This is a genomic window from Herbaspirillum sp. (genome assembly GCF_017744395.1).
In the GTDB taxonomy this organism is placed as follows: domain Bacteria; phylum Pseudomonadota; class Gammaproteobacteria; order Burkholderiales; family Burkholderiaceae_D; genus Herbaspirillum.
The window spans coordinates 298,998-325,711 of sequence record NZ_JAGIBI010000002.1; the positions used below are offsets into that span (position 1 = coordinate 298,998).

Below are 26,714 nucleotides of genomic sequence, written 5' to 3' on the forward strand. Positions count from 1 at the left end.
ACAGCCCGAATGTGTTGGCGGGTACGCCGGCCGCTGAAGAACCGGCGCGCCCGCCGTCCGGCTACGACGACTTGCGCACGCGCAGGTACCATTCGCACAGCAGGCGCACCTGCTTGGGCGTGTAGCCCTTGCTGACCATGCGGTTGACGAAGTCTTCGTGCTTCTGCATTTCCTCCGTGGAGCCCTTGGCGTTGAAGGAGATCACCGGCAGCAGGTCTTCGGTGTTGGAGAACATCTTCTTCTCGATCACCACGCGCAGCTTTTCGTAGCTGGTCCACAGCGGGTTCTTGCCGCCGTTGTTGACCCGCGCGCGCAGCACGAAGTTGACGATCTCGTTGCGGAAGTCCTTGGGGTTGCTGATGCCGGCCGGCTTCTCGATCTTCTCCAGTTCCGCGTTCAGTGCCGAGCGGTCGAAGCTCTCGCCGGTGTCGTGGTCGCGGTATTCCTGGTCCTGGATCCAGAAGTCGGCGTAGGTCACGTAGCGGTCGAACACGTTCTGGCCGTACTCCGAATACGACTCCAGGTAGGCGGTCTGGATTTCCTTGCCGATGAATTCGGCATAGCGCGAGGCCAGCGTGTCCTTCACGAAGGACAGGTATTTCTGCTCCAGCTCCTGCGGGAACTGTTCGCGCTCGATCTGCTGCTCCAGCACATACATCAGATGCACCGGGTTGGCCGCGATCTCGGTGGTGTCGAAGTTGAACACGCGCGAGACGATCTTGAACGCGAAGCGCGTCGAGATGCCGCTCATGCCTTCATCGACGCCGGCGTAGTCGCGGTATTCCTGGTAGGACTTGGCCTTGGGGTCGGTATCCTTCAGGTTCTCGCCGTCGTACACCTGCATCTTGGAGAACAGGCTGGAGTTTTCCGGCTCCTTCAGGCGCGTCAGGATCGAGAACTGCGCCATCATCTTCAGCGTGCCCGGCGCGCAGGTGGCCTTGGCCAGCGAAGAGGTGCGGATCAGTTTCTCGTAGATCTTGATCTCTTCGGACACGCGCAGGCAATACGGCACCTTGACGATGAAGATCCGGTCCAGCAGCGCTTCGTTGTTCTTGTTGTTGCGGAAGGCCTTCCATTCCGATTCGTTGGAGTGGGCCAGGATCACGCCGTCGAAGGGGATCGCGCCGAAGCCTTCGGTGCCCTTGAAGTTGCCTTCCTGGGTCGCGGTCAGCAGCGGATGCAGCACCTTGATCGGCGCCTTGAACATTTCCACGAATTCCAGCAGGCCTTGGTTGGACAGGCACAGGCCGCCCGAGTAGCTGTAGGCGTCGGCGTCGTCCTGCGAATACTGTTCCAGCTTGCGGATGTCGACCTTGCCCACCAGCGTCGAGATGTCCTGGTTGTTCTCGTCGCCCGGCTCGGTCTTGGAGATGGCGATCTGGCGCAGGATCGACGGATAGCGCTTGACCACGCGGAACTGGCGGATGTCGCCGTTGTACTCGTGCAGGCGCTTGACCGCCCACGGGCTCAGGATGGGTTTGAGGTAGCGGCGCGGGATGCCGTACTGTTCTTCCAGGATGGCGCCGTCCTCGTCGTAGTCGAACAGCCCGAGCGGCGATTCGTTGACCGGCGAACCCTTGAGGGAATAGAAGGGGACCTGTTCCATGAGCTGCTTGAGGCGCTCGGCGATGGACGACTTGCCGCCGCCGACCGGGCCCAGCAGGTAGAGGATCTGCTTCTTTTCTTCCAGCCCTTGCGCGGCGTGGCGGAAATAGGCGACCACTTGCTCGATCACATCCTCGGCGCCGTAGAACTCCTTGAAGGCGGGATAGACCTTGATCACCTTGTTGGCAAAGATGCGTGAGAGCCGCGGGTCTTCCCGGGTATCGACCTTTTCAGGCTCGCCGATGGCCATCAGCATCCGTTCGGCAGCAGATGCATAGACCGCCGGATCGTTCTTGCAAAGATTCAGATACTCTTCAAGCGAAATCTCTTCTTCTCTGGTCTTGTCGAACCGGCTTGCAAAGCTGCTGTAGATATCCATACCACCTCCGTCGCTTCAAAAAGATACGAAACAGATTCATGTGTCCGGACTTGCCGTCTGCGGTTATCGAAGAACGCGCCGGCGGCTGGTGAAAACGCCATTGCCGAAGTGTTCTTTGAAAGCCGTAGCACCCACAGCAGGATGCAGAAGACCTCGTTTTTTATTCTATTCCTTTTCTCCTTCTGCTACTGATCGAATCGTATCGGGTTTGTTTCAGCGTGGGCCGGATTTATTTCCGCGTCGTGGAAAACCCCAGGCGTTTGCGCATCCCTTTTTCGCATCCCTTCCTGCCCGCATGGGCCGCTTGCGTGGCGCCGTCGGATCGCGCGATGAATTCCCCATACCCTCTTGCCCTTTCAATGTGCAGCAAGGCACTGCGGTTGACGTCGCCGCGCGCTATTTTTGCGCGCCACGCCATCGCGTAAAACCCGGCTGCCGATATGGGAAAAGCGGTGCGCAATGGCGCGGCGGGCCGCGCGTGTTGCGCCGCTTTTTCTGATCGGTTCATCCGTGCATACGCCCCTCGCTTTAGTTATAGCCGGAATCGTGCCAGATAGGGAGAAACTTCTTGTGCGCACAACGATGCGTATGTCGCGCTTTGGAGGGCGGCGTGCTTTCCCCGCCCGTTTTCCCGGCGTGGGCGGGCAATACGTTCTTTGACGGAGCCGCGCATTTTTTTGTAACCGCGGCAGGACATGCGCAGCAGGTGTTGCTGTTGAGCGTCATTTGCCGTGTTTGCGGCGGCGGATATCGCTCTTTCGAAAGCCGTTTTGTGCATGACGATATGCGGTTGACGTTGCGGCCACATGGGAAGTGTCGTCCGGGGAGCCGGAAATGCGCAGCCGAAATCTTTTAGAACAATATCGGGAGCAAGGTTTTTGGGGAGGGGCATGGCGCACGGCGATGTTGCTGTTTTGCATCATTTTCTTGCCTTGCCGGCTGAGGGGCGATGCGCGATGGAATGATGTCGCATGGGAAACTTTTCCGCGGCGAGCATTTTCGGTTTGGCAAATCCGCCACGCCGGAACGGCCGGATCGGCCCGGCGGAGGCCCTGGATCGCCCCAAAAGCGGATAAGTCATTGACAGGTAAATGGAAAATGCAGTCTAATTCAGGGTTCACCATCTGAAGAATTGCGCACGGTGCCGTTGCAGTGCTCTTTCAGCTTTCAACTAGTCGGAATACCTACGTATAAAGACAAGAACGAAGCGGGCCAACAAATGGTGTCAGCGATGCGGGCTGCCGGGGCAATGGCCAGCAGGGCATCGGTGATGCGGAACAGGCACATTGAGAAGCGGTTCCAGAATTCCGATTTATTTTTGCTGTTTGCTGAATAAGCATTCCAACCAAGCGAGTCCAACATGAAACGTACTTACCAACCTTCCGTCGTGCGTCGCAAGCGTACCCACGGTTTCCGTGCCCGTATGGCTACCCGTGGCGGCCGTGCCGTCATCAACGCTCGCCGCGCCAAGGGCCGCAAGCGTCTGGCTGCCGTATAAGCTGAGACAGCGCTGCTGCATCGCGTGACGGACGTACTTCCTCCGCGCTCTACGCTCCCTGCGTTTTTCCCACGCGATCGGCGAATCGTTAAAACGGATGAGTTTTCATCCGTTTTTCGTTTGCGCCCCGTTTATCGTACGGAGCATTTCGTGCTGTACGCGCGCCGCAACAGCCTGCCGCAGGCCCGCCTCGGCGTGGTGGCGGCCAAGCGCTTCGCGCCGCGCGCGGTGACGCGCAATACGGTCAAGCGCGTCACGCGGGAACTGTTCCGCCAGGCTTCCTTGCCGGCCGTCGACTGCATCGTGCGTTTGTCCAGACCGGTCAACGCCAAAAGCGATGCGGCCACCAATGCGGCGCTCAAGGCGGCTTTGCGGACCGAGCTGGCGCAGTTGTTCGCCTTTTTGCCGAACGCGCCGGCGTTTGCCGGGAAATAGGAAGTGATGAAAACGCCTTTGCTCCTGCTGTTACGCGCCTACAAGCTGGGAGTCAGCCCTTTTCTGGGGCAGAATTGCCGTTTTTATCCGAGCTGTTCCGACTACGCGGCCGAGGCGGTGCGCCTGCATGGCGCCCTCAAGGGCAGCTTCCTGGCGGGCAAGCGCTTGTGCAAATGCCATCCCTGGCATCCCGGCGGCCTCGATCCGGTGCCCGGTTCGCCCGGCGCCGCCGATTGCGACGGCAAGGCGGCAGGCGAGGCTTCCCTGATTTCCCAACCTTCTTCGCCGCAGAGCAGCGCGGCGCGGGTTTCCCCTGCTGTGGCCGCCGACGGTTGCAGTCACTCCTGAACTAACCAATACGCATATGGATATCAAACGTACCGTCCTGTGGGTTGTATTCTCCTTCTCTTTGCTGCTGCTCTGGGATAGCTGGATGCGCCATAACGGACACCAGTCGATGTTCTTCCCATCGGCGAACCAGACTCAGGAGCAGGCCGCCAATCCTGCGGCCCCGGTCGCCAATCCGGCCGCCGGTTCGCCGGTGCCGCAGGCCGCCGCCACGCCGGCAGCGGTGCCGGTTGACGCCGCTGCCGCACCGGCAGCAGGCAAGGGTGAAACCATCACCATCACTACCGATGTGGTCAAGGCCGACATCGACACCCTGGGCGGCGAACTCAAGCGCCTGGAACTGCTCAAGCAGCGCGACGTGGTCGATCCCAGCAAGAACCTGGTGCTGTTCGACTCGGGCGCGGCCCACACCTACCTGGCCGAAACCGGCCTGATCGGTGGCGCCTTCCCCAACCACAAGTCGCTGTTTGTCGCCAAGCCGGGTGCGCGCACCCTGGACAACGGCAATGAAGTGCAACTGGTGCTGGAAGCCGAGCAAGGCGGCGTCAAGCTGACCAAGACCTACACCTTCAAGCGCGACAGCTACCTGATCGACGTCCAGCACACCGTCACCAACGGCAGCGGCGCGCCGATCAATCCCTCGCTGTACCTGCAACTGCTGCGCGACGGCAACAAGCCGGGCGGCGAATCGCACTTCTACAGCACCTTCACCGGCCCGGCGGTCTACACCGAAGCCGGCAAGTTCGAGAAGATGACCTTCGAGAAGATCGCCGAAGGCAAGGCCGAGCACGCAAAGCAGGCCGACAACGGCTGGATCGCGCTGGTTCAGCACTACTTCGTGTCGGCCTTCGTGCCGCCGCAAGGCAAGGCCCGCAGCATCGTGACCGAACAGGTCAAGCCCAACCTCTTCAGCGTGGCCTCGATCATCCCCATGGGTGAAGTCGCCCCCGGCGCCTCGGTGACCATGGACGCCAAGCTGTACTCCGGCCCGCAAGAGTCGAAGGTGCTGGAAGCCGTCGCTCCCGGCCTGGAACTGGTCAAGGACTATGGCTGGCTGACCCTGATCGCCAAGCCGATCTTCTGGTTGATGACGCACATCCACGCCATCGTCGGCAACTGGGGCTGGACCATCATCCTGCTGACCGTGCTGATCAAGCTGATCTTCTTCCCGCTGTCGGCCGCTTCGTACCGCAGCATGGCCAAGATGAAGGCGGTCTCGCCGCGCATGCAGGCCATCCGCGAACGCCACAAGGGCGATCCGCAGGCCATGAACCGCGAAATGATGGCGATGTACAAGACCGAGAAGATCAACCCGCTGGGCGGCTGCCTGCCCATCGCGATCCAGATCCCGGTGTTCATCTCGCTGTACTGGGTGCTGCTGGCTTCGGTCGAAATGCGCGGCGCGCCGTGGCTGGGCTGGATCCATGACCTGACCGCGCCCGATACGCTGTTCGGCACCATCCCCTACTTCAACATGCCGGTCGGCCTGCTGCCGATCATCATGGCCGCTTCGATGTTCCTGCAGACCAAGCTGAACCCGACGCCGCCGGACCCGGTCCAGGCCAAGGTCATGATGTTCATGCCGCTGGTGTTCTCGTTCATGTTCTTCTTCTTCCCGTCCGGCCTGGTGCTGTACTGGGTGACCAACAACATCCTGTCGATCGCGCAGCAATGGGTGATCACCAAGAACATCGAAAAGGGCAAGACCAAGTAAGCGGAGCCTTGTCCCAGCCCCGGCACGCCGGGGCCGATCTTGAAAAAACCCGTGGGAATTCACGGGTTTTTTTTCGGTCGCAATTTCTTCACAGGCTTTAACATGGTGCTTGTGCCGGGGCGCGTCAGCGCCAGGGAAGGGCGGCACCATTGGCTACTACGATAATAAAGACTGACACGATGACTTTCGATTCCTCTCCCATTGCCGCCATCGCCACCGCGCCCGGACGCGGCGGCATCGGCGTGGTCCGCATCTCCGGCAAGAACCTGGCGCCGGTGATCGCCGCGCTGTGCGGCCGCGAGCGCCTGGCGCCGCGCCATGCCACCTACCTGCCGTTCCTGCGCGCCGACGGCAGCCTGATCGACCAGGGCCTGGCGATCCATTTCCCGGCGCCGCATTCCTACACCGGCGAAGACGTGCTGGAGCTGCAGGGTCACGGCGGTCCGGTGGTGATGCAGATGCTGCTCGCGCGCTGCCTGGAAGCCGGGGCGGAAATCGGCCTGCGCCTGGCCGAGCCGGGCGAATTTACGCAACGTGCCTTCCTCAACGACAAGATCGACCTGGCCCAGGCCGAAGCGGTGGCCGACCTGATCGAAGCCACTACCGAAGCGGCCGCCAAGTCGGCCTCGGAATCCCTGAGCGGCGCGTTTTCCAAAGTCATCCATGAGCTGGTGGAGCAGGTCACCGGCCTGCGCATGCTGGTCGAAGCCACGCTCGACTTCCCGGAAGAGGAAATCGATTTCCTCAAGCAATCCGACGCGCGCGGCCAGCTGGCCAAAATCCGCGCGACGCTGGACGACGTGTTCAAGCACGCCTCCCAGGGCGCGCTGCTGCGCGACGGCCTGAACGCCGTGCTGGCCGGCAAGCCCAACGTGGGCAAGTCGTCACTGCTGAACGCGCTGGCCGGATCGGATGTGGCGATCGTCACGCCCATCGCCGGCACCACCCGCGACAAGGTCACGCAGACCATCCAGATCGAAGGCATGCCGCTCAACATCATCGACACCGCCGGCATCCGCGAAGCGGGTGAAGACGGCAGCGGTCCCGACGAGGTCGAACGCATCGGCATCGAACGCACCTGGGCTGAAGTGGCCAAGGCCGACGTCATCCTGCATATGCTCGACGCCGACCTCGGCCCGACGCTGGAAGACGAGAAGATCACGGCGCGCTTCCCCGACGGCGTGCCCATCATCCGCATCTGGAACAAGATCGACCGTTCCGGCCACAAGGCAGCGGTGGACCAGATGCCGGACGCCACGCATGTCTACATTTCTGCCGCGGAAGGGGCTGGCGTGGACCTGTTGCGCAGCGAACTGCTGCGCATCGCCGGCTGGCAACAGACGGTGGAGTCGCGCTACCTGGCGCGCGAACGCCACCTGCTGGCGCTGAAAGCGGCCGGCGAGCACCTGGCGCACGCCGCCGCGCATGCGGCGCTCGACAATGAGGCCGGCGAACATGCATTGGACCTGTTTGCGGAAGAGTTGCGCCTGGCGCAGGAACGCTTGTCGAGCATCACCGGAAAGTTCACGCCGGACGATTTGCTGGGGGTGATTTTTTCGCGCTTCTGTATCGGCAAGTAAGAGGGCGATCAGCGCTGACAAAGCGCTGATGGAGGTAACAAAAAGTTGCCATTCCCGCCGAAACGCCTGATCGGTTGATAAAAATCCGGGGTGGATGTTACAGCGTGTAAAAACGGTGGTGGCATGGGAGGGGCGTGGATATTCTGAAGGTCCTCCCCCTCCAATTCATCACCCCTGAGAATTGGATTTAGCCCGCGAGCCGCAAGGTGCGCGGGCTTTTTTACGTTCGCCTGCAGGAATGATGCGCCGCTGCTAAGATGCGCTTTTTTCATGACCCATCCACAGGAGTCCGCATGTCTTCCAATCCACGCCTGGCCGATTACCCCATCGATCCGCATTTCATCAACCGCTGGTCGCCGCGCGCCTACACCGGCGCCGACATTTCGGAAGAAACCGTGCTGACCTTCCTGGAGGCGGCGCGCTGGGCGCCGTCGGCCTACAACGCGCAACCCTGGCGCTTCGTCTATGCCCGCCGCGGCACGCCCGCATGGGAGCGCCTGCTGGGTTTGCTCAATGACTTCAACCGCAGCTGGGCCGAGAAGGCATCGGTGCTGATCGTGATCCTGTCGCGTACCGTGATGGTGCCGCCGGGCGCGACCGATGCGGTGCCGGCCCCGACCCACTCGTTCGATACCGGCGCCGCCTGGGGCTACATGGCGCTGCAAGCCAGCATGTCCGGCTGGCATGCGCACGGCATGGCCGGTTTTGACAAGGAAAAGGCCCGGGTGGAACTGGACGTGCCGCCCGAATACGCGGTCGAAGCGGCGGTTGCCATCGGCAAACTGGGCGACAAGTCCATCCTGCCGGAAGGCCTGCAAGCCCGCGAAATGCCCAGCCCGCGCGAGCCGTTGTCGAAGCTGGCCTTCGAAGGCAAGTTCAAGGCGTAAATAATTTTGGAAAAACCGCGACAAAGTGCTGGCTTTTCTGAAAAGGCTCTTATAGAATAGCGGTCTTTCAGCGAGATCCAACGGCTGAAACGGTTTTAGGAGTGGTAGTTCAGTTGGTTAGAATACCGGCCTGTCACGCCGGGGGTCGCGGGTTCGAGCCCCGTCCGCTCCGCCAATAAAAACGCCTGTTCAACGAAAGTTGAACAGGCGTTTTGCTTTTGTATTCCGGATTCGCATAGCGAATCCGCGGCCCGCGTTTGCGTGGGTGAACCCCTGATGCCTTGATTACGCTGGCCAAGGCACTTAAATCCACATCAAATTGCCACTCAGGCAAAACGAATCAATAAAAAAGCCGGCACTCCCCAAGAGGCACCGGCTTTCCTTCCTGCGGCAAAACAATCAACGCCCAGCCTTGGCCCCCGTCAGTTGCGCCACTACCTGCCCCGGCGCTTCCGCATAGTGCTTGAACTCCATCGAGTAGGTGGCCCGTCCCTGCGACAGCGAACGCAGCGTGGTCGAATAGCCGAACATTTCCGACAACGGCACCTCGGCGCGCACCAGTTTGCCGCCGCCGACCATGTCTTCCATGCCTTGCACCATGCCGCGGCGGGACGACAGGTCGCCCATCACGTTGCCCATGAACTCCTCGGGCGTTTCCACCTCGACCTGCATCATCGGTTCCAGCAGGATCGGGCCGGCGCGCTTCATCGCTTCCTTGAAGGCCATCGAGCCGGCCATGCGGAAGGCGTTTTCGTTGGAGTCGACGTCGTGGTAGGAGCCGAAGGTCAGCGTCGCCTTCACATCCACCACCGGGTAGCCCGCCAGCACGCCGGCCTTCAGCGATTCCTGGATACCCTTGTCGACCGCCGGGATGAATTCGCGCGGCACCACGCCGCCCTTGATGGCGTCGACGAACTCATACCCTTTGCCGGCCGGCTGCGGTTCCAGCCTCAACACTACGTGGCCGTACTGGCCGCGTCCGCCGGACTGCTTGACGAACTTGCCTTCGACGTCATCCACCGCCTTGCGGATCGCTTCACGGTAGGCCACCTGCGGCTTGCCGACGGTGGCTTCGACGTTGAACTCGCGCTTCATGCGGTCGACCAGGATTTCCAGGTGCAGCTCGCCCATGCCGGACATGATGGTCTGGCCCGACTCTTCATCGGTATGCACGCGGAAGGACGGATCCTCCTGCGCCAGGCGGTTCAGGGCGATGCCCATCTTTTCCTGGTCGGCCTTGGTCTTCGGCTCCACCGCCTGCGAGATCACCGGCTCCGGGAACACCATGCGTTCCAGGATGATCGGATGCTCCGGATCGGACAGCGTGTCGCCGGTGGTGACGTCCTTCAGGCCGACGGCCGCGGCGATGTCGCCGGCGAACACTTCCTTGATCTCCTTGCGCTCGTTGGCGTGCATCTGCAGGATGCGGCCCAGGCGTTCCTTCTTGCCCTTGACCGGGTTGTACACGGTGTCGCCCGAATTGACGATGCCCGAGTAGACGCGGAAAAAGGTCAGCTGGCCGACGAACGGGTCGGTCATGATCTTGAAGGCCAGCGCCGAGAACGGTTCGTCGTCGGACGGGTGGCGCTCGATCTCGGTATCGTCCTCGGCATGGCCGGCAATCGCCGGCACGTCGACCGGCGAAGGCAGGTAGTCGATCACCGCATCCAGCATGGCTTGCACGCCCTTGTTCTTGAACGCGCTGCCGGCCAGCATCGGCACGATCTCGTTGGCCACGGTGCGCAGGCGCAGGCCGTGCTTGATGTCGTCCTCGGTCAGCGGCGTGCCGGACAGGTATTTCTCCAGCAGTTCCTCGCTGGCCTCGGCGGCCTGCTCGACCATGTTGTCGCGCCACTGGCGTGCGGTAGCCTCCAGCTCGGCCGGAATGTCTTCATACTTGAACAGCACGCCCTGGCTGGCCTCGTCCCAGATGATGGCTTTCATCTTGACCAGGTCGATCACGCCGGAGAAATGGTCTTCGGTGCCGACCGGGATCTGGATGGGTACGGCCTTGCCTTTCAGGCGCTCCTCGATCTGGCGCTGCACGCGGAAGAAGTCGGCGCCGATGCGGTCCATCTTGTTGACGAAGGCGATGCGCGGCACCTTGTACTTGTTGGCCTGGCGCCAGACGGTCTCGGACTGCGGCTGCACGCCGCCCACCGAGTCGTACACCATCACGGCGCCGTCCAGCACGCGCATCGAGCGTTCCACCTCGATGGTGAAGTCGACGTGGCCCGGGGTATCGATGATGTTGATGCGATGCTCGGGGTAATTGCCGGCCATGCCCTTCCAGAAGGCGGTGGTGGCGGCCGAGGTGATGGTGATGCCGCGTTCCTGTTCCTGCTCCATCCAGTCCATGGTGGCCGCACCGTTATGCACTTCGCCGATCTTGTGGTTGACGCCGGTATAAAAAAGGATGCGCTCGGTGGTCGTGGTCTTGCCTGCGTCGATGTGGGCGCTGATACCGATGTTGCGGTAGTTTTCTATTCGGGTCTTGCGGCTCATGGCATGTCCTTTCAGTGGTGCCGTCATTCCTCAGTGCGTTGCGTGGATGGTGATGAAATGATTTGTTGTTGATGAAAGAGGCCTTGGCATGGTGAGCGGGCCTCGATTCCGTTGGCAGCAAGGCAATTCTGGTACTTGTCTTACGCTTGTCTTGCTCCTATCCCGCCATATTTATGTAACGAGGATTAGATAATAGGAACACCAGGGAGTTTCTTCAAGAGCAATCCCCGATATTTTTGTAATGCAGATTAAAATAAACTACACTGCGTTGTGCGGTTGCCACCGCGACGGCAAAGGAAATGAGTTCCAGGCAATGAAGGAGTACCGATGATACGAACACGCGGCCGCCCGCGCAGTTTCGACCGCGAGCAGGCGCTGCAGCAGGCCATGCAGGTTTTCTGGAGCAAGGGCTACGAAGGCACCACCATGGCCGACCTGACAGAAGCGATCGGCGTGAAGGCGCCTAGCTTGTACGCGGCCTTCGGCGACAAGAACGCCTTGTTCCGCGAGGCGGTGGATTTCTATTCGCGCACCGTCAGCGCCGGGCCGTTGCGCGAGTTGCAGGCCGGCAACGGCATTTACGAGGATTTATACGCGATGCTGCGCGCCAGCGTGCAGATGTATTCGGGCAAGGGCGGCGTGGCCGGGCCAGGATTGCCGGCGGGCAGGGGGTGCATGGTGGTGATCTCGGCGATCAATTGTGCGCCCGAGAATGCCGGGCATAGCGACGACCTTTCGCAGCGCCGCCACAAACGCCGCAACGAGATCCGCGCGCGTCTCCAGCAGGCGCAGCGCGATGGCGAGATTCGCGCCGATGCCGACGTCACGGCGCTGGGCGACTTCTATACCAGTTTCCTGAACGGCATGGCGCTGGGCGCGCGCGACGGCGTGTCCAATGCGCGGCTGGCGGCCACCTTGCAGCATGCGATGTTGCCGCTGGAGAGCGTGTTGGCCGTGCGCCGGAGCGAGGCCCCGCCAGTGCGGCGCAAGGCGGCGAAAAAGGCGGCCTGAGCGGCATCCGGATCGAGGCAAAGAAAAAGGGAGCAATGATTGCTCCCTTTTTTATTGGATGGATGGTTATTTCACCGGCAGCTTACGCCGCCCGCGCCATTGAGCCGTCGTTTTCCTTCAACTGGCCGCCCAGCGCGTCCACCAGCGAGTCCAGCAGTTTCGACAGTTCGCCGCTCATCAGCATGAAGTCGCCGTCGAAGCGCTCATCTTCGTTCTTGCCGGTGAAGTCGGCGTCTTCCTTGAGCACGTCCAGCGGCGCGATGCGCTTGACCGACAGGTTCTCGGTCAGCACGAAGGACACCTTGTCGGCCCAGGTCATCGCCAGGCGCGTGCATTGCTTGCCGGATTCGATGTGGCGGCGCACGTCGTCCGGTTCCAGTGTGTGGCGCACATAGCGCACGGTGGCCTTGCTTTCGGCAGTGGAGCGCAGTTCGGTGTCCTGGTCCACGGTGAAGCCGTTGGGCGCTTCGTCGCTGGCCAGCCAGTCGGTCATGGCGGCCGCCGGCGACATCGCGGTGCGCAGGTTTTCCAGCGGGAACTTGGGGATCGCCTTGAACAGCAGCTTCAGCACTTCCTCGGCCTTGCCGGGGCTGCCGGCGTCGACCAGCAGCCAGCCGTTGACCGGGTCGATCCAGACCCAGGTGCTGCGCACGATGGAAAAGGCGCGCGGTAGCAGTTCGTCGGTGACCTGCTCCTTCAATTCCTTGGTCTGCTTGCGTCCCGGCGGGAAGCCTTGCTGCTCTTCCAGCTCGGCCGCGCGCGCCTTGGTGACCTGGTTGATCACGGTCGAGGGCAGCAGTTTCTTTTCGGTGGAGAGCTGCAGCAGCAACTGGCGGTTCACCACGTGCACCAGCTTCTCGTTGTTGCGCGGCGAAACCCAGCCCTGGCTTTGCATTTCCAGGCTGGGGCAGGCGGTGAATGCCTGTGGGGCGAGATGGGATTCGAGCTCGTCGGCGGTGATCGCCCACGGCGCGGGCAGGCGATAGATCTGGAGGTTCTTAAACCACATAACGTTCCGGGCAAAAGCAGCCATTTTACACGCCTGGCCCCGGCCGGGCGATGCCGGATTGTCCACGCATGCATCGTGGCAACTTCTCAGGAGAAGGGCAGTTCGCCTTGCACCGCGCGCGGCGGTTCGATGGGTGCATCTTTGTGCGACAAGCTGCCCACCCGCACGCCCAGCAGGCGCAGCTTTTTGTCCAGCGGCACGCGCTTGAGGCATTCGCCGGCCGCCTGGCGGATCGCGCCGGCATCGCCGGTCGGTTCCGGCAGCGTGACGTCGCGCGTGACGCCGCGGAAGTCCGCGTACTTCAGCTTGATGCCGATGGTGCGCCCGACATAGCCCTTGCGCTTCAAGTCGTCGGCCAGGCGCACGCACAGCGCGGTGAAGATTTCAGACAGGCGGGCGCGGTCGGCGCGCGCGTGCAGGTCGCGCTCGAACGTGGTTTCGCGGCTGATCGACTTGGGTTCCGAGTAGGTCTGCACCGGCCGGTCGTCGATGCCTTGCGCCACCCGGCCCAGCCATTCGGAATAGCTGCGGCCGAAATGCGCGCGCAGCAGGTCGGGCGCGGCCCGCGCCAGGTCGGCCACGGTCTCGATGCCCAGTGCGGCGAGCTTCTCCGCCGCCTTGGGGCCGATGCCGTTGATCTTGCGCGCCGGCAGCGGCCAGATGCGGCGTTCGATGTCGCCGCGGGTGAGGATGGTGAGGCCGTCGGGTTTGTCCAGCTCGGAGGAAATCTTGGCCAGCATCTTGTTGGGCGCCACGCCGATCGAACAGGTCAGCGACGTGGCGGCATGCACCGCCGCCTTGATGCGGCGCGCGACCTCTTCCACGGTATCGGGCCAGGCCGAGAGGTCGATGTAGATCTCATCGATGCCGCGGTCTTCGATCTGCGGCGCGATGCTTGCCACGGCTTCCTTGAACAGGCGCGAATACTTGCGGTAGGACTCGAAGTCGGTCGGCAGCAGGATCGCGTCCGGCGCCAGTTGCGCCGCCTTCATGATGCCCATGGCGGAGAACACGCCCAGGGCGCGCGCCTCATAGGTGGAGGTGGTGACCACCCCGCGCCCGACATAGTCGCGCATGCGGAAATATTGGCGGGAACCATCCGGCAGTTCGACCGGCTTGGTCGCCGAACCGCCGCCGATCACCACCGGCCGGCCGCGCAATTCGGGATAGCGCAGCAGTTCCACCGAGGCATAGAAGGCATCCATGTCCAGGTGGGCGATGCGGCGGTCGGCGTCCATGATGGAAGAAAACTGGCGCGGGCGGAGGAGGCGTCAGTAATGCGGCGGCTTCTCGTTGGCCGCCGCGCGGTCCTGGCTGGCGTCGGACAATTCGCGGAAACGCTTGGCCAGCGCGCCCAGCAGCATTTCCAGTTCGTCGATCTTCTTTTGCTGGCGATAGACGGCCTGGTTCAGCTCGTCTACCAGGTGTTCCTGGTGCGCCAGCTTGGTTTCGATGTCGATGATGCGGTCTTCGCTGCTCACTTCTGTAGCTCCTGTTGGGCGGATAGCCAGTGTAATACACCGGCGCCGGCTGCGTGGCCGGTGGCGAAGCAGGCGGTCAGCAGGTAGCCGCCGGTGGGCGCTTCCCAGTCCAGCATTTCGCCGGCGCAGAACACGCCGGGCAGGGCGCGCAGCATCAGTGCGTCGTCCAGCGCTTCGAAACTGACGCCGCCGGCGCTGCTGATGGCTTCGGCGATCGGGCGCGGGCGCGTCGGCGCCAGCGGCAAGGCCTTGATGGCGCGCGCCAGTTTACCGGTATCGGCGAAGTCTTCCTTGCTGGCGAGTTCGCGCAGCAGGCCGGCCTTGACGCCCTTGAGGTGCAGGCGGCTTTGCAGGTGGCTGGACATGGAGCGCGCGCCGCGCGGATGGGCCAGTTCGGCCTGTACCTTTTCCAGCGGCCAGTCGGGCAGCAGATCAAGGTAGAGGTGCGCCTGGCCGTCGGCGGCGATGGCGTCGCGCAGGTCGGCCGACAAGGCGTAGACCAGGCTGCCTTCGATGCCGTCGGCGGTGACGATGAATTCGCCGCGGCGGGTGTGCATGCCGCCATTGGGCCGTGCCACGCTGGCCACCACCGGCTTGACCGGTTGGCCGGCGAAGCGTTCGCGGAAGTGTTCGCTCCAGGTGAGGTCGAAACCGCAGTTGGAAGGCTGCAGCGGCGCCACTTCGACCTGCCGTTGCCGCAGCAGCGGCACCCAGGCGGCGTCCGAACCCAGGCGCGGCCAACTGCCGCCGCCCAGGGCCAGCACGACGGCATCGGCCTGCACGCCGGTTTCGCCCGCGGGCGCGGCCAGGCGCAGCGAGCCGTCCGGGTTCCAGCCCAGCCAGCGGTGCCGCATGTGCAGGCGCACGCCCGATTCGCGCAGGCGGTGCAGCCAGGCGCGCAGCAAGGGCGCCGCTTTCATCTCCAATGGGAAGACGCGGCCGGAGCTGCCGACGAAGGTGTCGATGCCCAGCGCATGGATCCAGGCGCGCAGGCGCCCGGAATCGAAACGGCGGATGAAGGGGGCCAACTGCTCGCGGCGGTTGCCGTAGCGCGGCAGGAAGTCCGGCTGCGGCTCGGAATGGGTGATGTTCATGCCGCCGACGCCGGCCAGCAGGAACTTGCGTCCGGCCGACGGCATGGCGTCGTAGACGTCGACGCTCGCGCCGTGCTGCGCCAGCACTTCGGCCGTCATCAGGCCGGCCGGGCCGGCGCCGATCACGGCCACGCGCGCGCCGGGGGATAGGGTGGGGAGGTTTTGCATCGTCGTCATGGCGGGATGATACCTCCCGCCACGGTGATTGAATCGGTTTCAGCGGCGGTGCGGCGCGCTGTACTTGTGTTCCAGGCGGGCTACCACCAGCGCCAGGCACACGGTCATGCTGAAGTAGATCACGGAAATGGTGATGTACGGTTCCCAATAGCGGGCATAGGTGCCGGCTACGGTGCGCGCGGCATAGGCCAGTTCGGCCAGGCCGATGGCCGAGACCAGCGAGGAATCCTTGAGCAGGGTGATGGCCTCGTTGCCCAGCGGCGGCAGCATGCGGCGGAACGCCTGCGGCAGCACCACGTAGCGCATGGTCAGCCGGTAGTTCATGCCGAGGCTGGCGGCGGCGTAGGACTGGCCGCGCTCGATCGACTGGATGCCGGCGCGGAAGATTTCGGAGATATAGGCGCCGGCATTGAGCGAGAGCGCCACCGTTCCTGACAGGAAGGCGCCGTAGTCCTGCTTGATGACGCGCGCCAGGTCGCCGGAAATGAGCAGGCCGTATTCCTGGTGCACCAGCACCGGCATCACCGCGAAGTGGATCAGCATGATCTGCACGAACAGCGGCGTGCCGCGGAAGAAGGCGACGTAGAAGCCGGCGATCCAGCGGCCCACGCGCAGCGGCCAGCGCCACGGGCCGTGGGCGACGTCGGACAGCCTGAGCATGCCGACCAGCAATCCGATGAGGATGCCGGCCAGCATCCCGATCAGCGAGACCTGCAAGGTCGTGATCAGGCCCTTGACGAACAAAGGGGCGTAGCCCTGGATGATGCTCCAGCGAAAATCCATCATACGTTCAGCGGTTGTTCAGCAGTCCGGCTGCATCAGGAGCCGAAATATTTCACCTTGAGTTTGTCGTAGGTGCCGTCGGCCTTGACCGCGGCCAGGCCGCGGTTGATCTTCTCCAGCAGCTCCTGCTCGCCCTTGCGCACGGCGATGCCGTAGTACTCTTTCTCGAAACCGTCGTCGCTGAGCAGGCGCAATGCCTTGCGGGCGTCGCCGACCTGGTTGTTATGGAGGAAGTGGCGCACCACCGTCTCGTCGCCGATGACGGCGTCGACGCCGCCCGACGCCAGTTCGGCCAGCGCCATCGGCATCGATTCGAAGCGCCGGATCGCCGGATTGCTGCCGCCGAGCAGTTTCTGCGCCATGAAGTCGCCGGTGGTGGCGCTTTGCACGCCGATCTTGAGCGGGATCAGGTCCTGCGCATTGTGGATATGCTGGTTCTCCTGGGTGGTCACGATCATCTGGCGCGCCTCGAAGTAGGGCTCCGAGAAATCGACCATCTGGCGGCGCTTGTCGGTGATGGTGATGGAGGAGATCAGCACATCGCGGTCGTTCTGGGCCAGCGAATTGAAGATGCTCTCGAACGGCGTGTTGACGAACTCCACTTCGAAGCCGCTTTTGGCGGCGATGGCGCGCAGCAGGTCGATATCGAAGCCGGTGATCTGCTTGTCGGCCGACACCATTTCCATCGGCGCATAGGCGGCATCGGTGCCGACCCGGTAGACCCGGTTGGCCTGGTTTTGCGGATCGTTCGATTGCTTGCCGCAGGCGCCGAGCAGCAATGCCGACAGCGTGGCCGAGAGCAGCAGGCGGCGGCGTGGATGGAATGGGGCTGGCATGGGAATCCTCCGGATCGGGCTGTTGGGGCTTACTTGCCGAAGTATTGAGCGCTGATGGCGGCGAAGCTGCCGTCAGCCTTCATCTCGGCCAGGGCCTTGTTGACCTTGGCCAGCAGTTCCGGATCATCCTTGCGCACGGCGATGCCGTAGTCTTCCTTCGGGAAGGTCGGGTCGTTGACGGTGCGCAGCTTGCTGTTGGGGTTGTTGGCGATGTAGTTCTTCACCACCGGCTCATCGGCCACGACCGCATCGACGCCGCCGCCTTCCAGTTCCTTCAGCGCCAGCGGGGTCGATTCGAAGCGCTTGATCTTGGCGCTGTTCTTGCCCAGCACCTGCTGCACCAGCTCGTCGCCGGAGGTGCCGCTCTGGGTGCCCACGGCCAGCGTCTTCAGGTCGTCCATCTTGGTGACCTTGGTGTCATTGGCCGGCACGGCGATGGCCTGGGTCGCGACGAAGTAGGGATCGGAGAAGCTGACCGACTTCTTGCGCTCGTCGGTGATGGTGATGGCCGAGATCAGCAGGTCGAGGTCGCCCTGGGCCAGGGAGTTGAAGATGCTTTCGAACGGGGTCGGAACGAACTTCACTTCGATGCCGATCTTCTTGGCCAGCACCTTCATGACGTCGATGTCGAAGCCGACCACGGTCTTCTGCTCGTTTTCCGACGAGAACGGCGCATAGGCCGATTCCACGCCGACCAGGTAGACGCGCGGCTGGGCCGAGGCTTGCGGCGCGGCGGCGGTCTTGTCTTCTTGCTTGCCGCAACCGGCCAGGCCCAGCAGGCCGATGAAACCGGCGGTCAGCGCGAACAGGCGCGCGCGGCGGAAAAACGTGTTGTTCATCTTCAAAACCTTCGTCGTATGTGAAAAATGGATGGCATCGCCGCCCGTCGCGGCGGCCGGGCCGGTAGCGCGAAAGTGTTTCCTTGGTGAAACGGCGGGATTTTTTTGCAGGCGAGATTGTAAACTGCAGCGCCTCGGCAGCGGGCGATTGCACACAAAATCCGTAAATAAATTCCGCGGAAACCACGTTTTTTTGCTCCGGCGGCCTCGGGTTCCGGTGAAAGTTGCGAAAACGGAAAGCTTTGCGCGCAATTTCCGCCGTGGCGAGCAACCGTGGTTCAGACCGGATCTGGCGTCGCCCGCGGCTTTTGCAGCAGGGCCTTGAGGTTGGCCAGGCGCACCTGCGGCGTGATCTGTTCGGTTTCCTTGGGCACAGCGTCGCCTTCGTCCAGGCGCATTTCCTTGACGAAGCGCGAGATCTGGCACTCGATGATTTCCTTGGCGCGCTTGCGGCGCTTGCACCACGACAGGTGCAGCGAGCGCTGCGCGCGCGTGATGCCCACGTACATCAGGCGGCGTTCCTCTTCCACCCGAGCGGCGGCTTCTTCGGGCGGCGTGTCGGGGTCGCCCTTGTGCGGCAGGATGCCTTCTTCCACGCCGACCAGGAACACGTGCGGGAATTCCAGCCCCTTGGAGGCGTGCAGGGTCGACATGCGCACCGCGTCCTGCTCCTCGTCCTTGCCTTCGAGCATGCTCATCAGCGCCACCATCTGGGTGATTTCGAGCAGGTTTTTTTCCTCGCCGTCGCGGTCACGGCCGCCGCAGGCGCGTTCCTTGAGCCAGTTGGTGAAGTCCACCACGTTCTGCCAGCGGGCCTGGGCGGCGCGCTCTTCGAACGAGTCGTAGAGGTAGAACTCGTAGTTGATGGCTTCCATCATCTCGTCGAGCAGCTTGGCGGCATTCTCGCCGCTGCCGGAAGGGCCGGGGCGGGTGGCGCGCGACTCCATCGCATTGATGAAGTCGCAGAACTTGCGCAGCGGCAGCAACTGGCGGTCGGTCAGCTTGTCTTCCAGGCCGCCCTTGTAGACCGCCTCGAACAGCGAGCACTGCCACTGGCCGGCCAGCGTGCCCAATACTTCCAGCGTGGCCTGGCCGACGCCGCGGCGCGGCGTGGTGACGGCGCGGATGAAGGCGGGGTCGTCGTCCTGGTTGGCGATCAGGCGCAGGTAGGCGATGATGTCCTTGATCTCGGCGCGGTCGAAGTAGCTCTGGCCGCCCGACATCACATAGGGGATGCGCTCGCGCCGCAGCGCTTTCTCGAAGATGCGGGCCTGGTGGTTGCCGCGGTACAGGATGGCGTAGTCGGAAAACTTGGCGTGGCGCTCGAAGCGGTGCGCCGACAGCGAGATCGCGATCTGGTCGGCCTCGGCCTCCTCGTCGTCCATCGCCATCACCTTGATCGGGTCGCCCAGGCCGTGTTCCGACCACAGGGTCTTGTCGAACAGCTTGGGGTTGTTGGAGATCACCGCGTTGGCCGCCTGCAGGATGCGCGTGCTGGAGCGGTAGTTCTGCTCCAGCTTGATCAGGTGCAGGTTGGGGAAGTCCACGCCCAACAGCTTCAGGTTCTCGATGGTGGCGCCGCGCCAGGCGTAGATGGCCTGGTCGTCGTCGCCCACGGCGGTGAACATCGGTTTCTTGCCGATGCCGGTGACCAGCAGCTTGACCAGTTCGTACTGGCAGGTGTTGGTGTCCTGGTATTCGTCGATGAGCAGGTAGCGCAGCTTGCGCTGCCAGCGGTCGCGCACTTCCTCGTTGGTCTGGAACAACTCCACCGGCAGCCGGATCAGGTCGTCGAAGTCGACCGCCTGGTAGGCCTTGAGCGTGGCGACGTAGCTGCGGAAGATGCGCGCCGCCTGCGCCTCGTCTTCGGTGCGCGCGTTCTTCAGCGCCACCTCGGGATCGACCAGGCCGTTCTTCCACAGCGAGATGGAATTCTGGATGCCGCGGATGATGGCCTTGTCGGTGGTCACCGCCAGTTCTTGCACCAGGGAAAAGCAATCGTCGCTGTCCATGATTGAAAAGCGGTCCTTCAGCCCCAGATGCTTGGATTCCTGGCGCAGGATCTTCACGCCCAGCGAGTGGAAGGTCGACACCGTCAGGTGCTTGGCCTGCTTCGGGTCCTTGAGCAGCTTGGCGATGCGCTCCTGCATTTCCAGCGCGGCCTTGTTGGTGAAGGTCAGCGCCGCGATATTCTTCGATTCGTAGCCGCAGTTCTCGATCAGGTGGGCGATCTTCTGCGTGATGACGCGGGTCTTGCCCGAACCGGCGCCGGCCAGGACCAGGCAGGGCCCGGCCATGTAATGGACGGCTTCGCTTTGGGGCTTGTTCAGGCCGAAGGAGGGGGCGGACATACGGATCGGGGGCGGGCAGGAACGAAAAGACGCGCCATTGTATCAGCCCCGATATGGACGCCCGATGTGGGACAATGCCGTGGACGGCCAATCAAACACAGCAGAAGCATCATCGATATGAAATTCAATCACCTCATCCAGATCAACGATCCGCTCAATCCGCTGATCGACTCCCTGACCCGCGAGGAACTGTGGCAGGGCCTGGTTCTGCGCGCCGAATCGCCCAAACTGTTCATGCCGCATCTGGACGACTGCCGTCTGACCGACAAGAGCATCGGCGGCGTGCAACGCGAACTGCGCTACGGCGGACTGGTGGTGCGCGACAAGGTCACTTACCTGCCGCAGATCCAGGTGCTGTACGAGGTGCCGAGCCAGGGCGACATCAACGCCTCGCGCATGAGCATGACCATCGAGGAGCCGCAGCCCGGGCAGTTGTTCGTGCGCTTCGAATACGACGACGGCCAGCCCGAGGTCGCCGGCAGCGAAGAAGCCTTCTACAACGAATTCCGCCGCTCGGCTTACCAGGAGGCCGACATCGATACCATACGCATCATCCGCGAGATAGCAGCCGGCGGTTCGGGTTCGGTGCATTGAGGGCCGGTTCTCCGGGCGCGCGGAACCCATTGCGCCAATAAAAACGCGGGCCGGTATTGCACCGGCCCGCGTTTTTTTCGGATGCTTCAGGCCAGCAGCCGGCCCAGCGCGCCGTTGACCAGCGCGCCGCCGATGACCAGCCAGGCGAACAGGATGGCGCCCAGGATCATCGGCTTCATGCCGGCATTGCGGATCGCCGACAGGTGGGTGGTCAGGCCCAGCGCCGCCATGGCCATGGCCAGCAGCAGCGTATCGGCCTGCAGCACCAGTTGGGATACGGCGGCTGGCAGCGGCATCACCGAGTTCAACAGCACCACGCCGATGAAGGCGAACGCGAACCAGGGGATGGACAGCTTGCCGCGCTGGCCGGAAGAGGAGGCCGGACCGGCCTTCATCGACAGCGCCAGCAGGAACGGCGCCAGCATCATCACCCGGACCATCTTGGTGATGACCGCGGTGTCGGCGGTGTGCTGGTCGATCGAACGCGCGGCGGCCAGCACCTGCGCCACTTCATGCACGGTGGAGCCGATGTAGATGCCGAAGTCGGGCAGGCGCACGCCCCATGCCGGTTCCGCCTGCAGGGTGTGGAGCAGCGGATAGAGGAAGATCGCCAGCGAACCGAAGATGACCACGGTCGACACCGCCACCGTCACCTGTTCGCTGCGGGCGCGCAGCACCGGCTCGGTCGCCATCACCGCCGCCGCGCCGCAGATCGAGCTGCCGGCGCCGATCAGCAGCGCCGCGTCGCGCTCCAGCTTCAGCAGTTTCACGCCCGCCAGCCAGGCCAGGCCGAAGGTGGACAGCAGCATCGCGGCATCGATCGCCACGCCGGCCAGGCCGACATGGGAGATGTCCTGCAGCGTCAGCCGGAAGCCGTACAGGATGATGCCGGCGCGCAGCAGCGTCTGTTTGGAGAAGAGCACGCCGTCGCCGCAATGCGCGGCAACGCTCGGGTAAAGGGTATTGCCCAGCACGATGCCCAGCACGATGGCCACGGTCAGCGCCGAGAAGCCGTGTTCTTGCAGCCAGGCGATGTCGCCCAGGCGCATCGCGGCCCAGGCGACGGCGGCCGACAGGGCCAGGCCGGGCAAAACCGGCGGGAGGGTTTGGGAACGGCTGGCGGTACGCATTTCGCTTTCCACTCGAGTGTTTTTGGGATGGGTGGACTTTACGCTCCCGTGGCATAAAAGAAAAACGCGTTATTTTGTTAATATCAACCTATTTAGTTGATTGATTGGCGATCATGAAAATTACCCTGAGGCAGTTGCAGATCTTCCTGGCGGTGGCGCAGTCCGGCTCCACCACGGCCGCGGCCGGCATGGTCGCGCTGTCGCAGTCGGCCGCCAGCGCATCGCTCAACGAACTTGAAAACCTGCTCGGCGTGCAGCTGTTCGACCGTGTCGGCAAGCGCCTGGTCTTGAACGACAGCGGCCGGCTGCTGTTGCCGCAGGCGCGCCACATGCTGGATGCGGCGCAGACCATCGAGCGCCAGTTCGCCGATCCGGCTGCGGGCAGCGAATTGCATATCGGCGCCTCCACCACCATCGGCAGCTACATGCTGCCGGCCATGATCTCGGCCTACCGCAAGCTGCATGCAGGGGCGCGCGTGCGCGCGCTGGTGGCCAACACGGCCGATATCGTCGACGCGGTGGTCAATTTCGAAGTCGACGCGGCGCTGATCGAGGGGCCGTGCCATGCCAGCGACGTCAACGTGGAGCCCTGGATGACCGATGAGCTGATCGTGGTGGCGGCGCCGCGCCACCCGATCGTAGCCGCCGGCCGCAAGATCAGCTTCAAGATGCTGCGCGAGGCTGACTGGCTGTTGCGCGAGACCGGCTCCGGCACGCGCGAGGCGGTCGAGCATGCGCTGATCCCTTACCTGCACCACCTGCCTTCCTCGTTCGAATTCGGCAACTCGGAGGCGATCAAGCGCGCCACGGCCGAAGGCCTGGGCATCAGCTGCCTGTCGCGCGCGGTGGTGGAAGACCTGATCGAGTCGGGGAAGCTGGTGGAACTGGCCACGCCGCTGCCGGTGTTGCGCCGGCATTTCTACATGGTGGTGAGCAGCCACCGGGCGCCTTCGCCCAGCCTGGCGGCCTTGCTGGAATTCTGCCGCGAGTGGGCGCGCATGCATGAGCGCGCCTGAGCGGCGCGCCTTCCTGGTTTGTCAGGTTTGTTCGAAGACGCCGGCGCTGCGGTTCTTGGCGACCTTGTCCCAGGCGAATACCCGGCCGTTCATGGCGACATGGACGCCGGGCGGCAGCACCTGCGCCACGCCGCAGGCGAAACCGAAGTTGAAAAGCGCGTCGGAGTTGGCGATTTCGTAGGGGATCATGGCACCGGTCAGGACGATGGTCTTGTCCAGTTGCGCCTGGCCCAGCACCTGGGCGGTCAGCTGCATGGTGTCGGTGCCGTGTACGATGACGATGGCGCCCTGGGGCGATTGCCGGCAGCTGGCGAGGATGCGCTGGCGGTCGGCGTCTTTCATTTCCAGCGAATCCAGCAGCGGCAATTCTTCCAGGGCCACTTCGGCGGTGATGCGCGCGCGGGCGATGACCTGCGGCAGGTGGCTGGCGCCGAAATCGAGCGTGCCGGCGATCTCGTCGTAATGCTTGTCGAAGGTGCCGCCGGTGGCGATGATGCGTAGGGTCATGGTGGTCCTGTTGGAAGTAAAGAAGACGCCGCCCGTTATCTTACACGGACGGCGCCTCGCCCTTCCTCCAGGGACTTGCCGCAGCCCGGATTCTCATGCCGCCATGAGTTGCCTTTCTTCCGGCATGGCCAGGTTGGCGGCATCCGCTTCCTGTACCGGCGGCAGCGCGATGATGCCGTCGACCACGTAGGCGAACAAGCGTTCGACCTCGATGGCCTGGATCAGCAGTTTGCCGCCATTGGCTTTGATCACTTGCGAAATCAGCATGGAGTCTCCCTGCATGGCCAGCGGCGTGTGGGTGATCTGCGACGGGCTGAACTGCGGCACGGCATGCAACTCGTCGACCAGCAAGCCGATGGTGTGCGCACCGTGGCGTACGATCATCACCTGGCTGCTGCTGGTCACCGCCGAGCGCGTGCCGCGGATCAGGTGGCCGAGGTCGAATACCCAGATGAATTCCTTGTGCTGGTCGTCGCGGTTCAGGCCGATCATGCCGACCTGTCCGGGGCGGTTGCCCATCGAGGTCGGCAGTACGGAGGAGAACGGCACGGCTTCCATCACGTTGGCCGCCGGGAGGGCGAACAGGCTGTTGTCGGAAAAGAAGGTGGCGTATTCCAGGTCTTCCGGCGAGGTGGCGCCGCTCTCCAGCAGGAATTCGCTGGATGCGCTTTGCAGGCCGCCCTGGTTCACCGCGCCAAAGCACTGGAACACTACCGAGATCACATCTTCCTTGTAGCCGTCGCTGACTTTGAATTCGCGATAGCCGTTGGAGGCGCTGCAAGCCACGATGGCGTATTGGCCGTCATGCAAGGTGACGCCGGAACTGCACTGGCCATTGGCCAGCTGCAGCATGGCCAGGTCGATGTCCAGCGTGCCGCCTACCGGGCGGCTGTCGTCGGTGCTGGAGAGGATGCGCCCGTTGCGGCTGACGTAGAACGCGCTCATTTTTTCCTTGCCCGCCAGCCCTGCGCGCAGCATGTTGCGGAATTCCGGCGCGGCATCGAACACGATGCCGATGCCGCCCACCACCTCGGCATCATTGTCCAGCGCCCGCACAGCCGCGTGGTAGATGTAAGTGTCCCGCCCGCCGTACAAGTCGCTGGGGCCGAAGGCGCTGACATGGTAGTGCTGCGGGCTGCGCAGGGAGCTCCCCTGCGCCAGCGTGGCATCATCGATGCTGCTGCCGACCACGCCACCTGGATCGTCGCCGGTGCTGGCGATGATGCGGCCGTTGCGGTCATAGATGAACAGGCGGGTGTAGACCGTGTAGAGTCCGTTGATGTAGGCGAGGATCTCGGCCAACCTGGCCGTGGTGGCTTCGTCGATCGCCGGCTGCGCCAGCGCCGCGCGCAGTTCCGGCGTGAGCGCCCACCAGCGGCAGTCGTCCGAGCGTTCGTAGAGGTTGCGGTCGAGCAGGTCGACCAGCAGGCTGGTCGTGAACTCCGCATCGCGCATGCTGGACGACAGCACGGTCTGGTACAGGTCGTGGATCGACTGCGCGAACAGCTCGTTGCTGCGGTTGCCGGTTTCGCTGATCTGGTCGAGGATGGTCTTGAGCTTGAGCATTTCGCCGCGCTGGCCGGCGGTCATCACCTGTCCGTTCCAGACGATGCGCTGGATGGTCTTGGCCGCCGTCATGATGTCGTGCAGCGGCGGGCAGAACGAATGCGCGTGCGACAGCAGCCCCTCCGCCAGCTCCGGCGACAGGCGCGAGAGCACGTCGCTGGCGATGCCGGTGAAGGCGACTTCGACCGGGACCATCACCTGGCCCTGCCAGCCGACGGGGCCCGGATAGCCCTGGTAGCCGTCGGAAGCGAAGGTGCGCACCAGGTATTCGCGGCCGCAGAACATCATCAGCCGCGGCTGGCCGCCGGTATTGACCGGGACCACGGTGCCTGGCGGGATCCACAGTTCGTCGGCGCTGGAGATGACGCGGTTGTCGCCGTCCAGCAGCAGCATGTTGGCGCGCGCTTCCGGATCGCGGTGGGCGGCGAAGATGCCGGCCATCTCTTCCTCGAAATGGAAGCACAGGCACAGCACGCCGATCACCGCACCGGTTTGGGGATGGTGCATGCGGCGCGAATAAATCAGTGCACGGTCCTTGGCCGGGCGCAGGTCGGTGGCGCGGAAGGTCTCGACGTAGGTATCGGACTCCAGCGTCTGCCTGATCAGCGGGTCGGTGCTGTGCTCCAGCGGCGTGGCCGGGTCGATCTGCACCAGCACATTGCCTTCGGTGTCGGTCAGGATGATTTCGTCGTAGACGGTGTACTTGTTGCGGTATTCGCGCAGACGGTAGCGCGCCGCATCAACGGCATCGGCCGAGTCGGCGCCGCCCGCCACGAAGTTGCACAGCTCGCGGTCGGTCGCCAGGAAGCCGACGTCGGCGGTGCGCTCGAACAGGTTGCGTACCACGATGTCGATCACGTATTGGGCCTTGGTGCCGATCCCGGCCAGCACGTTGCGTACCTTTTCCTCCACCAGGCTGTTCACCAGTTCGCGTTCCAGCCGGGAAAACCCCGAGCGGGTGGCGGCCATGGTCGGGAGGATGGTCTTGGCTTCCGTGGGGCAGTTCATCTTGGCCGAGGCCTCGATGACGCGCCACATCAGGTTAAGTTCCTGCAGCGACTGTTCGCATTTGGCGACGTCGCGCATGTAGGGTAAAAAGGTTTCGGTGGGTACGGCTTCTGCTTGCGTGGCTTGTGGCATGTTGTTGTTCCCTCTGGTTGTGCCGCAAGACCAACGAACCGCGATGCTGGATCTTCCGACATCAGTTGTTGTTTGTTTTTGTGTTTTGCGCGGACCGAGCTGCAAGTTACGTGCCAAGGTTGGTCGCGAGATTTTTCTGTGTGGAAATTGTTTTATATCGTTTTGCGCGCTGCGGATTGTAGCCAGAACGGACGGTTATCTCTCGATGAAAAGCATGAAATCCGGCCTC

Annotated in this window: 25 protein-coding genes and 1 tRNA gene; 10 read left to right on the top strand and 16 right to left on the bottom strand. The window is 63.3% G+C overall.

Annotation, left to right across the window (positions count from 1 at the left end; translation table 11 throughout):
* Nucleotides 1-61 precede the first annotated feature (61 nt).
* The 3 genes from J7548_RS07235 to J7548_RS07245 form a co-directional block, all read right to left on the bottom strand.
* The gene (locus J7548_RS07235; RefSeq protein WP_290972409.1) at nt 62-1,984 is read right to left on the bottom strand and encodes a PrkA family serine protein kinase; all 1,923 of its coding nucleotides are present in this window, start codon (nt 1,982-1,984) and stop codon (nt 62-64) included.
* A 229-nt stretch (nt 1,985-2,213) separates the two neighbouring features.
* Nucleotides 2,214-2,492: a hypothetical protein gene (locus tag J7548_RS07240; protein ID WP_290972413.1), complete on the bottom strand. Its 279-nt coding sequence runs from the start codon at nt 2,490-2,492 to the stop codon at nt 2,214-2,216.
* Nucleotides 2,493-2,706: 214 nt separating this feature from the next.
* On the bottom strand, nt 2,707-3,108 hold the full coding sequence (locus tag J7548_RS07245; protein WP_290972416.1) for a hypothetical protein: 402 nt from the start codon (nt 3,106-3,108) through the stop codon (nt 2,707-2,709).
* Between the two features lie 236 nt (nt 3,109-3,344).
* Between J7548_RS07245 and rpmH the strand changes: the two genes are divergently transcribed.
* The 5 genes from rpmH to mnmE all read left to right on the top strand — a co-directional run bounded on the left by rpmH (nt 3,345) and on the right by mnmE (nt 7,559).
* Complete coding sequence (gene rpmH / locus J7548_RS07250) at nt 3,345-3,482, top strand: 50S ribosomal protein L34 (RefSeq protein WP_006461360.1); 138 nt, start codon at nt 3,345-3,347, stop codon at nt 3,480-3,482.
* A 24-nt stretch (nt 3,483-3,506) separates the two neighbouring features.
* Complete coding sequence (gene rnpA / locus J7548_RS07255) at nt 3,507-3,917, top strand: ribonuclease P protein component (protein ID WP_290972423.1); 411 nt, start codon at nt 3,507-3,509, stop codon at nt 3,915-3,917.
* Between the two features lie 6 nt (nt 3,918-3,923).
* Entirely contained in the window at nt 3,924-4,265 is a 342-nt protein-coding gene (yidD, locus tag J7548_RS07260) for a membrane protein insertion efficiency factor YidD (RefSeq protein ID WP_290972425.1), read from the top strand.
* 16 nt (nt 4,266-4,281) lie between these two features.
* Nucleotides 4,282-5,979 (top strand): membrane protein insertase YidC, encoded by a 1,698-nt coding sequence (gene yidC / locus J7548_RS07265; protein WP_290972428.1) that lies wholly within the window; start codon nt 4,282-4,284, stop codon nt 5,977-5,979.
* Nucleotides 5,980-6,158: 179 nt separating this feature from the next.
* The gene (mnmE, locus tag J7548_RS07270; protein ID WP_290972430.1) at nt 6,159-7,559 is read left to right on the top strand and encodes a tRNA uridine-5-carboxymethylaminomethyl(34) synthesis GTPase MnmE; all 1,401 of its coding nucleotides are present in this window, start codon (nt 6,159-6,161) and stop codon (nt 7,557-7,559) included.
* 8 nt (nt 7,560-7,567) lie between these two features.
* Here mnmE and J7548_RS07275 read toward each other — a convergent pair whose 3' ends face one another.
* Nucleotides 7,568-7,831 carry a hypothetical protein gene (locus J7548_RS07275; protein WP_290972433.1) on the bottom strand — a complete coding sequence of 88 codons (264 nt, stop codon included), beginning with the start codon at nt 7,829-7,831 and terminating at the stop codon, nt 7,568-7,570.
* A gap of 21 nt (nt 7,832-7,852) precedes the next feature.
* Here J7548_RS07275 and J7548_RS07280 point away from each other — a divergent pair, with 21 nt between their 5' ends.
* Complete coding sequence (locus J7548_RS07280) at nt 7,853-8,446, top strand: nitroreductase family protein (protein WP_290972436.1); 594 nt, start codon at nt 7,853-7,855, stop codon at nt 8,444-8,446.
* A gap of 98 nt (nt 8,447-8,544) precedes the next feature.
* Nucleotides 8,545-8,621 (top strand) — tRNA-Asp (locus tag J7548_RS07285).
* Between the two features lie 224 nt (nt 8,622-8,845).
* On the opposite strand, the gene fusA is transcribed toward J7548_RS07285, so the two are convergent.
* Nucleotides 8,846-10,951, bottom strand: a complete 2,106-nt coding sequence (gene fusA, locus J7548_RS07290; protein WP_290972439.1) for an elongation factor G — start codon at nt 10,949-10,951, stop codon at nt 8,846-8,848.
* 327 nt (nt 10,952-11,278) lie between these two features.
* Between fusA and J7548_RS07295 the strand changes: the two genes are divergently transcribed.
* Entirely contained in the window at nt 11,279-11,962 is a 684-nt protein-coding gene (locus J7548_RS07295) for a TetR/AcrR family transcriptional regulator (protein WP_290972441.1), read from the top strand.
* Between the two features lie 82 nt (nt 11,963-12,044).
* On the opposite strand, the gene J7548_RS07300 is transcribed toward J7548_RS07295, so the two are convergent.
* The 8 genes from J7548_RS07300 to J7548_RS07335 all read right to left on the bottom strand — a co-directional run bounded on the left by J7548_RS07300 (nt 12,045) and on the right by J7548_RS07335 (nt 20,532).
* Complete coding sequence (locus J7548_RS07300) at nt 12,045-12,971, bottom strand: recombination-associated protein RdgC (protein WP_290972444.1); 927 nt, start codon at nt 12,969-12,971, stop codon at nt 12,045-12,047.
* 86 nt (nt 12,972-13,057) lie between these two features.
* Entirely contained in the window at nt 13,058-14,209 is a 1,152-nt protein-coding gene (dinB, locus tag J7548_RS07305) for a DNA polymerase IV (RefSeq protein ID WP_290972447.1), read from the bottom strand.
* Between the two features lie 33 nt (nt 14,210-14,242).
* Nucleotides 14,243-14,452 (bottom strand): SlyX family protein, encoded by a 210-nt coding sequence (locus J7548_RS07310; RefSeq protein ID WP_141913870.1) that lies wholly within the window; start codon nt 14,450-14,452, stop codon nt 14,243-14,245.
* Nucleotides 14,449-15,714 carry a TIGR03862 family flavoprotein gene (locus J7548_RS07315; RefSeq protein ID WP_290973323.1) on the bottom strand — a complete coding sequence of 422 codons (1,266 nt, stop codon included), beginning with the start codon at nt 15,712-15,714 and terminating at the stop codon, nt 14,449-14,451. The genes J7548_RS07310 and J7548_RS07315 overlap by 4 nt, the downstream gene beginning before the upstream one ends.
* Before the next feature lie 48 nt (nt 15,715-15,762).
* Nucleotides 15,763-16,506 (bottom strand): amino acid ABC transporter permease, encoded by a 744-nt coding sequence (locus tag J7548_RS07320; RefSeq protein WP_290973326.1) that lies wholly within the window; start codon nt 16,504-16,506, stop codon nt 15,763-15,765.
* A 35-nt stretch (nt 16,507-16,541) separates the two neighbouring features.
* On the bottom strand, nt 16,542-17,342 hold the full coding sequence (locus tag J7548_RS07325; protein WP_290972453.1) for a basic amino acid ABC transporter substrate-binding protein: 801 nt from the start codon (nt 17,340-17,342) through the stop codon (nt 16,542-16,544).
* A 29-nt stretch (nt 17,343-17,371) separates the two neighbouring features.
* Nucleotides 17,372-18,181 (bottom strand): basic amino acid ABC transporter substrate-binding protein, encoded by an 810-nt coding sequence (locus tag J7548_RS07330; RefSeq protein WP_290972456.1) that lies wholly within the window; start codon nt 18,179-18,181, stop codon nt 17,372-17,374.
* Between the two features lie 278 nt (nt 18,182-18,459).
* Nucleotides 18,460-20,532, bottom strand: a complete 2,073-nt coding sequence (locus J7548_RS07335) for a UvrD-helicase domain-containing protein (RefSeq protein WP_290972459.1) — start codon at nt 20,530-20,532, stop codon at nt 18,460-18,462.
* Between the two features lie 117 nt (nt 20,533-20,649).
* Here J7548_RS07335 and J7548_RS07340 point away from each other — a divergent pair, with 117 nt between their 5' ends.
* The gene (locus tag J7548_RS07340) at nt 20,650-21,126 is read left to right on the top strand and encodes an SRPBCC family protein (RefSeq protein ID WP_290972463.1); all 477 of its coding nucleotides are present in this window, start codon (nt 20,650-20,652) and stop codon (nt 21,124-21,126) included.
* A gap of 86 nt (nt 21,127-21,212) precedes the next feature.
* Here the strand turns inward: J7548_RS07340 and J7548_RS07345 are convergent, their stop codons facing one another.
* Nucleotides 21,213-22,256 (bottom strand): YeiH family putative sulfate export transporter, encoded by a 1,044-nt coding sequence (locus J7548_RS07345; RefSeq protein WP_290972466.1) that lies wholly within the window; start codon nt 22,254-22,256, stop codon nt 21,213-21,215.
* A 113-nt stretch (nt 22,257-22,369) separates the two neighbouring features.
* Between J7548_RS07345 and J7548_RS07350 the strand changes: the two genes are divergently transcribed.
* Entirely contained in the window at nt 22,370-23,272 is a 903-nt protein-coding gene (locus tag J7548_RS07350; RefSeq protein ID WP_290972469.1) for a LysR family transcriptional regulator, read from the top strand.
* 21 nt (nt 23,273-23,293) lie between these two features.
* On the opposite strand, the gene J7548_RS07355 is transcribed toward J7548_RS07350, so the two are convergent.
* Both J7548_RS07355 and J7548_RS07360 read right to left on the bottom strand, forming a co-directional pair.
* The gene (locus J7548_RS07355) at nt 23,294-23,779 is read right to left on the bottom strand and encodes an asparaginase domain-containing protein (RefSeq protein ID WP_290972472.1); all 486 of its coding nucleotides are present in this window, start codon (nt 23,777-23,779) and stop codon (nt 23,294-23,296) included.
* 93 nt (nt 23,780-23,872) lie between these two features.
* On the bottom strand, nt 23,873-26,485 hold the full coding sequence (locus J7548_RS07360; RefSeq protein ID WP_290972475.1) for a chemotaxis protein CheW: 2,613 nt from the start codon (nt 26,483-26,485) through the stop codon (nt 23,873-23,875).
* Between the last annotated feature and the right edge of the window lie 229 nt (nt 26,486-26,714).

Bases quoted from the DNA above. Each gene is read 5' to 3' on its own strand.
- J7548_RS07235 (WP_290972409.1), bottom strand. From the start codon at position 1,984: ATGGATATCTACAGCAGCTTTGCAAGCCGGTTCGACAAGACCAGAGAA.
- J7548_RS07240 (WP_290972413.1), bottom strand. From the start codon at position 2,492: ATGAACCGATCAGAAAAAGCGGCGCAACACGCGCGGCCCGCCGCGCCA.
- J7548_RS07245 (WP_290972416.1), bottom strand. From the start codon at position 3,108: ATGGTGAACCCTGAATTAGACTGCATTTTCCATTTACCTGTCAATGAC.
- rpmH (WP_006461360.1), top strand. From the start codon at position 3,345: ATGAAACGTACTTACCAACCTTCCGTCGTGCGTCGCAAGCGTACCCAC.
- yidD (WP_290972425.1), top strand. From the start codon at position 3,924: ATGAAAACGCCTTTGCTCCTGCTGTTACGCGCCTACAAGCTGGGAGTC.
- yidC (WP_290972428.1), top strand. From the start codon at position 4,282: ATGGATATCAAACGTACCGTCCTGTGGGTTGTATTCTCCTTCTCTTTG.
- mnmE (WP_290972430.1), top strand. From the start codon at position 6,159: ATGACTTTCGATTCCTCTCCCATTGCCGCCATCGCCACCGCGCCCGGA.
- J7548_RS07275 (WP_290972433.1), bottom strand. From the start codon at position 7,831: ATGAAAAAAGCGCATCTTAGCAGCGGCGCATCATTCCTGCAGGCGAAC.
- J7548_RS07280 (WP_290972436.1), top strand. From the start codon at position 7,853: ATGTCTTCCAATCCACGCCTGGCCGATTACCCCATCGATCCGCATTTC.
- fusA (WP_290972439.1), bottom strand. From the start codon at position 10,951: ATGAGCCGCAAGACCCGAATAGAAAACTACCGCAACATCGGTATCAGC.
- J7548_RS07295 (WP_290972441.1), top strand. From the start codon at position 11,279: ATGATACGAACACGCGGCCGCCCGCGCAGTTTCGACCGCGAGCAGGCG.
- J7548_RS07300 (WP_290972444.1), bottom strand. From the start codon at position 12,971: ATGTGGTTTAAGAACCTCCAGATCTATCGCCTGCCCGCGCCGTGGGCG.
- dinB (WP_290972447.1), bottom strand. From the start codon at position 14,209: ATGGACGCCGACCGCCGCATCGCCCACCTGGACATGGATGCCTTCTAT.
- J7548_RS07315 (WP_290973323.1), bottom strand. From the start codon at position 15,714: ATGCAAAACCTCCCCACCCTATCCCCCGGCGCGCGCGTGGCCGTGATC.
- J7548_RS07320 (WP_290973326.1), bottom strand. From the start codon at position 16,506: ATGGATTTTCGCTGGAGCATCATCCAGGGCTACGCCCCTTTGTTCGTC.
- J7548_RS07325 (WP_290972453.1), bottom strand. From the start codon at position 17,342: ATGCCAGCCCCATTCCATCCACGCCGCCGCCTGCTGCTCTCGGCCACG.
- J7548_RS07330 (WP_290972456.1), bottom strand. From the start codon at position 18,181: ATGAACAACACGTTTTTCCGCCGCGCGCGCCTGTTCGCGCTGACCGCC.
- J7548_RS07335 (WP_290972459.1), bottom strand. From the start codon at position 20,532: ATGTCCGCCCCCTCCTTCGGCCTGAACAAGCCCCAAAGCGAAGCCGTC.
- J7548_RS07340 (WP_290972463.1), top strand. From the start codon at position 20,650: ATGAAATTCAATCACCTCATCCAGATCAACGATCCGCTCAATCCGCTG.
- J7548_RS07345 (WP_290972466.1), bottom strand. From the start codon at position 22,256: ATGCGTACCGCCAGCCGTTCCCAAACCCTCCCGCCGGTTTTGCCCGGC.
- J7548_RS07350 (WP_290972469.1), top strand. From the start codon at position 22,370: ATGAAAATTACCCTGAGGCAGTTGCAGATCTTCCTGGCGGTGGCGCAG.
- J7548_RS07355 (WP_290972472.1), bottom strand. From the start codon at position 23,779: ATGACCCTACGCATCATCGCCACCGGCGGCACCTTCGACAAGCATTAC.
- J7548_RS07360 (WP_290972475.1), bottom strand. From the start codon at position 26,485: ATGCCACAAGCCACGCAAGCAGAAGCCGTACCCACCGAAACCTTTTTA.